The organism is Falsibacillus albus (genome assembly GCF_003668575.1).
Lineage (GTDB): Bacteria > Bacillota > Bacilli > Bacillales > DSM-25281 > Falsibacillus > Falsibacillus albus.
Window position 1 is genome coordinate 409,313 of record NZ_RCVZ01000002.1, and the last position, 12,108, is coordinate 421,420.

The window sequence follows — 12,108 nt, forward strand, 5'->3', positions numbered from 1 at the left end:
TTTCATGTCGAACTTTTCCGAAAAGTAGACTACAACGAGTTTTTAAAAATGGATATGCCAAACACCTTTGTTGATTTCCGCTGCAGGATGTTCGCTTTCCGAGGGGCCTCACACGAAGTGAGGTCGTTCGATGTTGGCACACGGATGTGCCGAACTTAATCGAACATCCGCCCAACCTCTCCTCGCTTTGCGCTGCCCCCCTATTCCCTCCGGAGTCTCGCACCTTCCGCTCCAATCAACATCATACGATGAGTTATTTTAAATAAAACCGTTAAATACGACAATCTTTGAGAAAAGAGACTATCGTAAAAAATACCTATTTTATTCGTTGAAATAAAGTTTTCCAGCTCTTTTTTTCCTACATACGCTATATTGTTTGTTCAAACGTTCCAATTCCTGATCAATTCTTTCTTTTTCAATCCTTTCAAAGAGAGGCTTCACACCTTGCAAGGAAATAGACCGGGGAACGATTTCCTTCCAAGCAAGATTCTCTAATCCCAACATCTCCTTTACCTTGCCGCTTGAAAATGGCAGAAACGGCTTCAGCAGTTGTGCCAGATTGGCAATGATATAAAGGCAGGTCGTCATTGTGCTGAAGCAGTCCGATTGATTTTCTTTTATTTGGACCCAAGGCTTTTGCTCATCAAAATATTTATTGGCTGCTCTTACGAAATCAAAGATTTCTTCAAGCGCTTTTTTGAATGAGGCTTCCGTAATGAGCAATCCAGCTTCTTCATAAAGTTCTTGTGTTCGCTTTTGAATATCTTGATTGATTCTGCCAATAGGGGCAGTTCCATTAAATGATTTTTCAATGAATTTCAATGTCCGGTTGACAAAGTTTCCATAAGCACCCAACAGTTCACTGTTGTGGCTATTAATAAATTCCCGCCATGAAAAATCGGCATCGCGATTTTCGGGTGCATTGATCGTTAAGAAATATCGGATGGAATCAGGTTCATAACGTGCAAGCAAGTCAGGTATCCAAACGGCCCAATTCCTGCTGGTGGAAAGCTTTTTATTTTCCAGCGTCAAATACTCATTTGAAACGATCCGACTCGGCAGACCAGGGTTCTCTATTCCCATCAGAATGGATGGCCAAATGATTGTATGGAATGGAATGTTGTCTTTCCCATGAACGTAGTAGGATTTCGTCTTCTCATTCCAAAAATCCGCTGTATCCCTGCCATGATCGTTGGCCCATTTCCTGCTGGCAGAGTAATAGCCTGAAACAGCTTCGATCCACACATATATTTTTTTATCCTCATAGCCTTCGACCGGAACGTTTACTCCAATAGGCAGGTCACGCGATACCGCACGATCATGCAATCCTTCTTTTAAATATCGTTCCGTCAAATGGATGGCATTATTACGCCATAGACCCTTCTTTTTTGCCTCTTGAACATAATGATCAAGGTCCTCTTGAAAGGCGCTCAACTTAAAATAGAAATGCTCGGTTTCCTTGACCGTCGGAGACCCGCCGCAAACCTTGCACCTTTTTTCAACCAGGTCCAGGGGATCGATCATATTCGAACAGTAATCGCATTGATCTCCACGTGCTTCGTGGCTGCAGTGCGGGCAAATCCCTTCGACATATCGATCAGGCAGAAACTGCTCACAGGTTTGGCAATAGCATTGTTCAACTGACCTTTTATAAATTTCACCTTTTTCAAGCAGCTGAATGAATATTTCCTGGACAACTTCATGGTGCTCCTTTGAATCAGTCCGTGCATAACAATCATAGGTAAAACCAAGTGCCTCAAAATTCTTCTTAAACTCCTGATGGTACTTATCGGCAATCGAGTGAACGGATACTCCATCCTGCCTTGCTTTAATGGTAATTGGCGTCCCATTGCAGTCGCTGCCTGAAACGTACAAAACGTCTTCCCCCTTCATGCGAAAGAATCTTGCCAATATATCTCCCGGCAATAAGCTCGATATATGCCCCAAGTGAAGTGACCCATTCGCATACGGCCATGCCCCGCCAATAAATATACTCATTACGTGCGCCTCCTTTTGTAATAAAAAACCCCGCCCCTAGACAAATGAATTGTCTAAGGACGAGGGAGCGCTCTCGTGTTACCACCTTTGTTCACCAATAACTCACATTATCGGTCTCTATAAGTACGGAGTGAAAAAATCCACCCTTATACTCTGTCATTCATAACGAGTGACAAATCCCGTCTAAGTCTATTCCACAGTAGAAAGTCGACCAAGCAGCTCAGAGGCCATTTTCAATCAATTCTTTTCTGCTTCTTTTCAGCAACCGAAGCTCTCTGGAAGAAAAGGGGGATTGATTTACTTTTCTCATCATCGCATTTTTTTAAATAAATTTTCCTTATTATTACACAAATTCAAATTTTTATAAAGAATGTTTTTGAGATTTTCACTAAATTATTGTCTCTTCTCGTAAAGTTCGATGCAATTCATCAAAGGTTGTGCAAGGTGATTTCCGCTGCAGGATGCACGCTTTCCAAAGGGTCTCACCTGACTTGCTAATCCCATCGGAGCCTCGCACCTTCAGCTTCAATCAACACCCAATTCAAATTTTCATTAAAAGAACTATTTAAAACAACAGCCACATTATTTCACCCACACCCGAAGCGGTCCGATCGACGTCCAACCAGCTTTTAATGCAGCGGTAAGGTCACTGCCCTGTTCGTAGCCGACCAAGGATTCTCCCGGAAATGCATTTCCTGCAACCAGGGGGATATCCTTCCATAGATCATCGTGAACGTCGCCTGTTGAAAAGACATTGGAGATCCCTACGACGCCATCGTTCATATTAGCGATAAATCCGGCTCCCTCTCCGCTGAATTCACTGATGAAAAACTTTACATCTGAGTGATTTAAAAGAGTTGGCATAATTACGTTCTCCAGGCTGCTTAGCCGAATCCATTCTACCATTTCATCTGCACTTCTCACTTCACGCCAATGCAATACATCCGATTTTCCTGAATATGCAGTATGGAAAATCCAATCTGCCTCGAAAAGGATTTTAAATCCCATGGTTGATAAATCAAGGTTTGCATAGCTATCCTTAACGCTTGAAACTTCCCCTTTTTCAATAAAGTATTCAATATCTTTCAGGTCTGCATCTAAATTGGAAGAAATAATTTCGGGATAATAGACTGGTGCTTTAGAAAACAGCCCCCAAACATTCTCCTTTGAATGGTGGGTGAGCCCATGTGCCTCACAGACACTACCGCACCATGCAATATTATTCATTACGGCCTTATGGATGAATGAATTCACATTCTCTCTCTCCTTTACTTCTACTGAAATGTAACTTTCTTCGCCGGAACGATATCAGCAAACCAACTTAACAGCCCATTATGATGGTTGATGATTTGCTGCGCCGTAATTTCAGTCGAATTCCACGTGCTATGTGCATCCGACACCAATGTCACATCATACTCCTTGCTGAATGCGCTTCTGCACGTTGTATCTACACACATTTCCGTTTGGATGCCCGCTAAAACAAGATGTTCGATATCTTTTTTCTTCAATTCTTCTCCCAAGTTTGTATTGAAAAAGGAGTCTGGGGTGAACTTCTGAATGATGACATCCCCAATATCCGGAGCAATCTCAGGATGGATTTCACATCCTTTCGTACCTGATTCCAATGGCTCTCCCTCTTTCTCATTATGCTGGACATAAAAAATGGGTGTTTCGGAAGAACGTGCATCCGCTATTAATTTCTTAAGCTTTTGAATCAATTCTTTATGGTTATAAACCAGATCATCCTCATGGAACATCGCATTTTATACATCGATAATGATTAGTGCAGATCGTTTCATTGTTTTTTCTCCCTCTATATTATTTTTAACTACTATTCATGTTTCGATTGCGACTGCCGAATATGCTTTTTGATATATTGATTATCTGAGATATCAACATAGACTTTCAATCATATACCGTCTCTTTTTCCGGTGAACGCAAGAATTCAAATAGCAGTTTAATTTGGGAATCAGTATTTCGATTCAGTGAAAGCTCAGGAAGATGATCTTCATCAAAAAAATGAACTTCATTTGTTTCCAGGCCAGCCTCTGCTTTCCCGCCTATTACCTCACACTGAATAAAGAGTTTGTAGTAATGGTACGGTTCTGGTGGATGAGGGTGCTTGTTTTTGTCCAAAACAGCCAGAAGCTTTACTGCCTTCACATCGTAGCCTGCTTCTTCTTTGATTTCTTTGATGATATTTTCCGCAGGCGATAGGTCGATATCGCAGAAGCCTCCCGGCAAAGACCAGCATTCATCCAATTTTTCTTTCACCATCAAGATTTTTTGATCTCTAAAAACAACCCCTCTTACATCAACTTTTGGTGTTTGATAACCGTCCTCATTGTGAAAGAGTTCTTTGATTTTTCCCATGTCCAATTCGGTATATTGTTCAATGATCTCAGCACTTATATCACGAAGCTCCTGATATCGTTCGATGTCATAAACGTTTTTTGAAAAGGCCAATCCAGCCTGTGATAAGGATTGAATCCTCTTCGCCCATTCGAGCCATTTATAACTCATTCGGCACCCCAGTTTTTAACAGTTCGATCAATTCCTCCACCTTATTCAGGGAATGATCCGGCTTCACGCCAAATTTAATTGTTTGATAGTCCGGCAGCCATTGTACACCAATGGTCTGTACATTCGCCCTTCTTCCCGCTTCAATATCGGCATCGCTATCTCCGATAAATAGTGCGTCGGTAGGATGAACACCAAGGAGGGACAGAGCTTTTTCAATCCCTTCCGGATGTGGCTTAGGATCCAACACATCATCACCGGTTATAATGACTTCAAAGAGATCTTCCATCTGAAGTGCATCCAACGAGATATCCAAACTCCTTCTTGCTTTCCCTGTTACGATGCCTAGCTTGTAGCCTTCTTTTTTCAAATATGTAATCAAAGCATCGATTTCCTTATTTGGCTGTACAAATTCCGAGTGTTTCTTTTTATAAGATTGATAGTACAATTCAATCGCTTGCTCTTTTTGTGGGATTAATAGGTTCTTTCTAATGATTCCGGTTTCAGAAGGACCAAACATGGACTTGATTTCATCTGCGGTAAGTTCCTTGTCATCAAATTCCCTGAAGACTTGCTGAAATGCTTGAAAACAAATGGGCAGTGTATTCGCCAATGTTCCATCGAAGTCAAAAATCACAGCTTTCATAAACTCATCTCCTAAACAACTAAACTTTTCATGCTTAATGACAATTATTTCAAAGTAATCTAATATACTCAAATCAATTTTTTACAATTCTAAAAATTAGTATTTATCAAAGCGATGCGTTACACTTTTTCGTGAAGACTAGTTTCCAGGAAAAAATCTCAAATTGAGGATGTGAAGGCATTGAAAACTAAGAAACTCGGCAATCAAGGCTTGGAAGTATCAGAACTTGGACTAGGATGTATGGGCATGTCGGAATTTTACAGTGGAAGAAATGATGAAGAATCGCTAAAAACCCTTGACTATGCACTTGAACAGGGAATTAACTTCCTCGATACGGCAGATATGTATGGTGTCGGGGATAATGAAGAGCTTGTCGGCAAAGCGATCAATGGACGACGCGATCAAGTCGTGTTGGCAACGAAGTTCGGTAATATGCGCGGGGATGATGGGTCATTTCTTGGCGTCAACGGTCATCCTGACTATGTAAAAAAAGCATGCGACGCGAGCTTGAAGCGCCTTGACATTGATTACATCGATCTATACTACCAGCATCGGGTCGATCCGAATGTTCCAATCGAAGAGACAATTGGGGCAATGGCCGAGCTTGTCAAGGAAGGAAAGGTACGCTACCTTGGCATGTCAGAAGCTGCCCCGGCTACAATCCGCCGTGCTCATAAAGTCCATCCTATTTCTGCACTGCAAACCGAATATTCGCTATGGAGCCGTGACGTCGAGGACGAAATCCTTCCAACGTGCCGGGAGCTTGGCATCGGCTTCGTTCCATACAGCCCGCTTGGGAGAGGATTTCTAACCGGACAAATCAAACGATTCGAAGACTTGGCTGACGATGATTTCCGTAAACATTCTCCGCGCTTCCAAGGGGACAATTTTCAAAAGAACCTGGACATCGTCGGGAAAATCGAAGAAATCGCTAAGGGAAAAGGCTGTAAACCAGCTCAACTGGCACTTGCCTGGCTCTTGGCGCAAGGCGAAGATATTGTTCCGATTCCTGGTACTAAAAGAAGAAAGTACTTAGAAGAAAACATCGGGGCACTAAATGTTTCATTGACGAAAGAAGAATTGCAGGAAATTGATGAAGCTTCTCCCAAAGGAGTCGCTGCCGGTGAGCGGTATCCGAATATGAGCGGGGTTAATTTATAAACCAATTCTCATATTTTAAAAAGGAAAACCCTCGAAAATGGTGTGAAAATATTTTTCACACCTTTTATTTTGTTATGTTATTTACACGTTGTACAATATGCTGATACAAATAGATAATGATAGAGAAGCCAAAGAATGACATGAAGATTTGACTTGGCTTGAAGTTAATTAATTTATAAAGGTTTAATCGTTGATATAAATAATTTAAAGGATAAGAAAATAGAGAATCCATGATTAGATTAAGAAAAAAGTATCGTAAAAAATTGCCAAAGCTAAAATGAAAAATCCATAAAGTCCCCACGAAGAAAGGACCAAGGATAAAGCTTAAATCATTAAAAATCTTTATTTTCCATCCACCCATAACTTTCCACCATTTATATGGAACTGCCAATAAACACATTCCTGTTACAAGCAAAGAAGCTAAGATAGAAACAGGTAAATATCGCCGAATAGAATTCTTTGGAAGAAAAACAACCGATAACCAAGGAACGGTCATTTGAACCATACGAATAATATTGGATCTTTTCATTTCGTTGGGGATACCTCCTTTTACCTCATTATCCCCAAATGCTGATGTATGATGTACTTAAAAAAGTAAAAGGCTGCCCCTTTGCGGCAGCCTTTAAACTTATATTTTAATCATTTCAGATAAATCCACTTAACCGACATCTCTTTATGTTGTATGTCTTAATGGCAGGGGACTAACTCCCTTTCGCGGACGGACGGTCGAGCCTCCTCGCTCCGCTGGACATTGATACTTTTTCCTTGAATCAACAAAACACGAAGAACATACGCATGCAATCATGGCTATCTATTTCGGAAAATAATAATAAAACGATTCTATCTTCCCCTTTATCTCACAGCCGTTTCGCAGGAATACTTTTTGCATTTTGATATTACTCTCATGGGTGCTTCCGATATAGTAGGACGCTCCGATTTGTTTTAACTTATTCAATGATTGATAGTGAATAGGAGAGCTGTGTCCCTTCCCCCGCTCCTCAGGCAATATCCCGAAATAAAACAGCCGTCCTTCATCGGCTGTCCCAGGTTCGATATGCGGAATGGAGATGCCGATGGGGCAACCGTTCAATGAAATTAGGTTACAAGCATCCTCCCAAGCTTCGCCTAATTCGCTTTTGACTGATTGAAGATGTTCATCCATGGTGAGGGTTGATGGGGCATTGGCAGAACCAGACATACATCGTTCCCAGAACTTTTTAAAGTCTCCTTCCGTCAAGACGCCCTTACTCAATGATTCCCACTTATAATCTTTATTGCTTTGGACTTTTTTGAGATCCCGATATACCACAACCTTTGAAGCATGGGGTTGGAAGCCAAGATCTTTCAGTATTTGTGCCAATTCTAAATAATGCACTGATGTTTGTTGAATCGCAGCACTTATCCTTTTTAGATTCAGCTTCATTCCTGTATCTATTAAATTCATCAGGCCTGTTTTTATTTGGTCTATACATGGGTCGCACCCAGTCATTTCTTCAATTGCGATATAATCTGGAAGTCCGTTCAAAATATTGAAGAAGTCCTTTAAATTACTATCTATCTTCACTTTCAGGTGGTCCATATCAAAAAGTCCCTTCTCTTAAACATTAGGATACTTGAAAATGCTTTATGTCCTCTTTCTTTATATTTGTGCCAAATCCCTGCATTTTTTTCAGTGCGGTCCCAGCTAAGGAATTAATAGTCTGTAGAATAACTAATGATTTTTTTCCTGTTTCATTTTTTCTTGTTTTTGAAGATGGTTAGCCAACATGAGCCCCACCTTATGCAACAGCATCATCAGTATGCCCGCCAACAATTGATCCACCCTTTCATTTATGGCAATGGGCGTGAAGCTGCTGATCGGACCTATCTGAGAATAATTGCAGAGGTTGGCTGAATAATCTTTCAAAAATGGATTTTCCGAAATCCAAGGAAGTGCATTGATAATAAATATAAGACATGCAGGAGTGATCAATAAACCGCTGAAAAGAATATATATTCTTTTGTGATTTTGTGTAAATGGGGTCCGTGAATCCTTCGCTGCAATGGGCCACCACATGCTAAAACTTAATGTACACAGCCCAATGAAGTATATTTGGTGAAAGGTCGGATGGAGAAAAAAGAAGACCAGCATGAAAGGAAGGTGATAGAAGAACAGCATGACAGCAAATAGAAGTAAATTTACGAAATGGAATTTCATGAAGCGATTGATTATTTGAACTTCCGGAAGCCCCGATAAAAGTATGGGAGGAATAATAAAAAAAAGGATGCTCATTTGAGTCATATGTATGAAGAATGCTAAATGGATAATCATGCGAAAGGGACTCCCAATCGTGACATACAGCAATCCCATTGAAAGGAAAAAACGTTTGGAAGGCTGGCCAAGGATACTTTCACACTTGATCCAAAATAAGTACATTGTCAATGAAAAGGTAAGCCCTATCAATAACGGAAGATCCCACTCGATATAATCTGTGAGCAAGGATAACGTGTGCATAGATTCCCTCCCCAAACAGCAGTCTACATACACATGTTTATGCCAGGTGGGAAGGATTATAACAAGGCATTCGAAATTGACTGTAATGAGATATTTTTCACATTCCACATCTCATGCTTCATGGATTCATATTTTTTATATTCACCATTGAATGAGGACAATTTTAAACGATCGGCTTCGCCTAAATCAACTACATCAAGCCGTTCATCGATTACAGATTTCATTCCTGATGCCTTCTTTATTCAAATGCATCCCCCCTCCCTCCTTGCATACGCCTTTTCTTGTTTAAATTCTTCTGTCCATGATCGATGCCATAAATCATGACTGCCCACTCCTGGAAGATGAATTTCTTTTTGCCAGTCGATCAGCGAGCTTTACATTTTCCTTCAAATAAGGCGGCAAGTCAGGACGTTGAAGAATCTCCTCTGTCGTCATCCAAAAAACAGCTTCGACCTCATGCGGACTTTTGGGATAGGCTGTTCCTGAATAGTGATCGCAAAGGAAGACGATATCCATGACATGGATCCCAGAATCCGTCATAAATGTGGAGCTATTGACGTATTGAAGGTTGGATACCTCGATTCCGACTTCTTCGAAGATCTCCCGTTTAAGTGTGCGTTCCAATATATCAGTTGAATTTTCTTCGATTTCACACTGACCGCCAACAAGTGATAACATCCCCGCTGCATGTTCTTCATGCTTGCTACGTTCAATCAGAAGCCAGCGGCCATCATGATGGATGGCCCCTTCCACATTGACAATGTACATACGACTACCTCCAAAAAAAATGATGTATATATATTTCAATGAAAAATGGAGAAATCCCTTTAAAAGGGGGAAACGAATGATTGATGACTTAATCAAACTTCAAATTTGAAACTTTTCCTGCTTCTGATTCCCTTCCGACCAGCTTTCTCCCAGTGAAGGGCACCAGAACTCCATTCTGATTCCCTTCAGCACAACTTATCCCCCGTGACGGGCACCAGAACACCATTCTGATTCCCTTCAGTACACCTTATCCCCCTTGACGGGCACCAGAACTCCATTCTGATTCCCTTCAGTACACCTCATCCTCCGTGACGGGCACCAGATCTTCATTCTGATTTCCTTCAGCACAACTTATCCCCCGTGACGGGCACCAGAACACCATTCTGATTCCCTTCAGTACACCTTATCCCCCTTGACGGGCACCAGAACTCCATTCTGATTCCCTTCAGTACACCTCATCCTCCGTGACGGGCACCAGATCTTCATTCTGATTTCCTTCAGCACAACTTATCCCCCGTGACGGGCACCAGAACACCATTCTGATTCCCTTCAGTACACCTTATCCCCCTTGACGGGCACCAGAACTCCATTCTGATTCCCTTCAGTACACCTCATCCTCCGTGACGGGCACCAGATCTTCATTCTGATTTCCTTCAGACCAACTCTTGCCTCCCTGTAAAGATTCGATCTTATTCAAAATTTTTTCTGCTATTAGTAAAAAATAATAAAATGTTGATTTCCGCTGCAGGATGCTCTCTTTCCGAGGGGCGGGCGGTGAGCCCGCCACAGCGACTCTATATTATCTTCTTGTATCATTAAATTCCTCTTTGCTAGGGTCAATAATAACTTGGTTTGTATTATTTGATATTTTATTTAGGGAATGACAACTTCCATAGATTTATATGTATATTCATTCATTCATTCTTCTCCAATTAACACGCATAGTTAATTCTCTCCTAAAAAGCCTATCTAAAAGACTTAAACAAAATCATTCAAATAATGAAAATTAATAGAAAAGTTTTATTTTAATGAAATAGATTGTATAAATATGCTTATCGATGTATTCTTATTTTGCTTTACTAATTATTTATCTACCAGAAAGGGAAACAGCCATGAATTCTACATCAAAAAAGAAGCTTGGTGTATTGGGATTATCAATCATCAGCGTCAACACCATACTTGGTTTAAAAAATATTCCTTATGCAGCGACAGTCGGACCATCTGCCATTTTATTTTGGGTGGTTGCCGCACTGCTTTATTTCATCCCGATCAGTTTGATTGTGGCAGAGCTATCGACCACCTATCCGGAACAGGGTGGAATCAGCGCATGGGTAAACCGTGCATTCGGCCAAAAGGCAAGTTTTTTATGCAGTTGGTTTTATTGGGTGGCAAATTTCACATACTACCCATCCCTGCTGCTCGGAATAACTGTCAATATCTCATATGCCATCAATCAACACCAAATCATTGATAACAATTGGCTTCGAACGATCATCGCCCTGACTATCTTCTGGAGCGTGACGCTTCTGACATTGCGCGGAACCAAAATGAGCGAAAAGCTGGCAGCGATCGGAACACCGATCGGCCTTGTCGTTCCTGTCATCTTGATCTTTGGTTTCGGAGCAATCAGCATTTTCAGCGGTCATCAATCAGCAACTGATTTCAATGCACATACCATCTTGCCAAATAATCTTTCTTTGGATACCGTGATGTTCATATCAACTTTGATGTTTGCTTTTGCAGGAATGGAGATGCTTGGGACCATTGCCGGCGATGTAAAAAATCCACAGAGCACGTTCCCGAAAGCGATAGGGATAACGTCCGTGATCATCGGAGCGGTTTATATCCTAGGGACAATTGCGTTTCAGTTTGTCGTCAATATTAAACCTGACCAGACTGCAACTGCCTTATATTTGTTTGCCGATCAAGTGACAGAGCAGTTCCACCTGCCATTTCATTTATCGCAAGTTCTCGGAATTTGCTTTGTTATTTCGATCATCGGCGCCTTATCGTTTTTAATCCTGAATCCAAGTGTCATGTTTTATGAAAGCGGGAAGAATATCCTGCAGGCTGCTCTTGCTAAGAAGAACAAATCCGATATGCCTGCCAATTTGATTCTTTGGCAAGCAGCAGGGGTATCAGTCATTCTCCTGCTGTCAGGATTCATTCCTACCATTTCGAGTGCAGTGAACATGTTGATATTCATGGCGACCCTTGCTTTCTTCATTCCTTATGTTTATCTGATTTTGGCTTATATCAAACTTAGGAAAATCGATCAATCCGTCATTCGTCCATTCAAAGTCAAAAATAATACACTGGCTTTGATCGTAGCTGGCGCAGGGTTGTTTTCCGTTGTCGCTACGATTGTATTAACCTTGATCCCTGCACCACATACCACTCTTTCGCAGTACGCGCCACTTGTGGTCGGCCCTGTCATTTTTGGAGTATTGGGACTCTGGTTTTATCAGATGGGAACGAGAGAAAGCAAATCCTTACTAAAGAAGGCAAGTTAATAAAAAGC

General features: G+C 41.3%; 12 protein-coding genes and 1 other annotated feature. Of the genes, 2 read left to right on the top strand and 10 right to left on the bottom strand.

Annotated elements, in window-relative coordinates; all coding sequences use genetic code 11:
• Positions 1-321: 321 nt before the first annotated feature.
• The 5 genes from metG to D9X91_RS04715 all read right to left on the bottom strand — a co-directional run bounded on the left by metG (position 322) and on the right by D9X91_RS04715 (position 5,164).
• A complete protein-coding gene (metG, locus tag D9X91_RS04695; protein ID WP_121679404.1) occupies positions 322-1,998 on the bottom strand; it encodes a methionine--tRNA ligase in 1,677 nt (558 codons plus the stop codon).
• Positions 1,999-2,050: 52 nt separating this feature from the next.
• Positions 2,051-2,320: a binding site (T-box leader), on the bottom strand.
• A gap of 260 nt (positions 2,321-2,580) precedes the next feature.
• The gene (locus tag D9X91_RS04700; RefSeq protein ID WP_121679405.1) at positions 2,581-3,252 is read right to left on the bottom strand and encodes a hypothetical protein; all 672 of its coding nucleotides are present in this window, start codon (positions 3,250-3,252) and stop codon (positions 2,581-2,583) included.
• A gap of 20 nt (positions 3,253-3,272) precedes the next feature.
• On the bottom strand, positions 3,273-3,755 hold the full coding sequence (locus D9X91_RS04705; RefSeq protein WP_233569619.1) for a cysteine hydrolase family protein: 483 nt from the start codon (positions 3,753-3,755) through the stop codon (positions 3,273-3,275).
• A gap of 148 nt (positions 3,756-3,903) precedes the next feature.
• Positions 3,904-4,521 (bottom strand): NUDIX hydrolase, encoded by a 618-nt coding sequence (locus tag D9X91_RS04710; protein WP_121679406.1) that lies wholly within the window; start codon positions 4,519-4,521, stop codon positions 3,904-3,906.
• Entirely contained in the window at positions 4,511-5,164 is a 654-nt protein-coding gene (locus tag D9X91_RS04715; protein WP_121679407.1) for an HAD family hydrolase, read from the bottom strand. The genes D9X91_RS04710 and D9X91_RS04715 overlap by 11 nt, the downstream gene beginning before the upstream one ends.
• Before the next feature lie 180 nt (positions 5,165-5,344).
• On the opposite strand from D9X91_RS04715, the gene D9X91_RS04720 reads away from it, so the two are divergent.
• A complete protein-coding gene (locus tag D9X91_RS04720; protein ID WP_121679408.1) occupies positions 5,345-6,325 on the top strand; it encodes an aldo/keto reductase in 981 nt (326 codons plus the stop codon).
• Between the two features lie 64 nt (positions 6,326-6,389).
• Here the strand turns inward: D9X91_RS04720 and D9X91_RS04725 are convergent, their stop codons facing one another.
• From D9X91_RS04725 to D9X91_RS04740, 5 genes are all read right to left on the bottom strand, one after another.
• Positions 6,390-6,854, bottom strand: coding sequence for a hypothetical protein (locus tag D9X91_RS04725; protein WP_121679409.1), 465 nt, complete (start codon positions 6,852-6,854; stop codon positions 6,390-6,392).
• 282 nt (positions 6,855-7,136) lie between these two features.
• Positions 7,137-7,904 (bottom strand): GNAT family N-acetyltransferase, encoded by a 768-nt coding sequence (locus tag D9X91_RS04730; protein WP_121679410.1) that lies wholly within the window; start codon positions 7,902-7,904, stop codon positions 7,137-7,139.
• Positions 7,905-8,036: 132 nt separating this feature from the next.
• Positions 8,037-8,819: a cytochrome c oxidase assembly protein gene (locus tag D9X91_RS04735; RefSeq protein WP_121679411.1), complete on the bottom strand. Its 783-nt coding sequence runs from the start codon at positions 8,817-8,819 to the stop codon at positions 8,037-8,039.
• A gap of 56 nt (positions 8,820-8,875) precedes the next feature.
• Positions 8,876-9,043: a hypothetical protein gene (locus D9X91_RS22440; RefSeq protein WP_158598240.1), complete on the bottom strand. Its 168-nt coding sequence runs from the start codon at positions 9,041-9,043 to the stop codon at positions 8,876-8,878.
• A 94-nt stretch (positions 9,044-9,137) separates the two neighbouring features.
• A complete protein-coding gene (locus D9X91_RS04740; RefSeq protein WP_121679412.1) occupies positions 9,138-9,587 on the bottom strand; it encodes an NUDIX hydrolase in 450 nt (149 codons plus the stop codon).
• 1,112 nt (positions 9,588-10,699) lie between these two features.
• On the opposite strand from D9X91_RS04740, the gene D9X91_RS04745 reads away from it, so the two are divergent.
• Positions 10,700-12,100 carry an APC family permease gene (locus tag D9X91_RS04745; protein WP_158598241.1) on the top strand — a complete coding sequence of 467 codons (1,401 nt, stop codon included), beginning with the start codon at positions 10,700-10,702 and terminating at the stop codon, positions 12,098-12,100.
• Positions 12,101-12,108 lie beyond the last annotated feature (8 nt).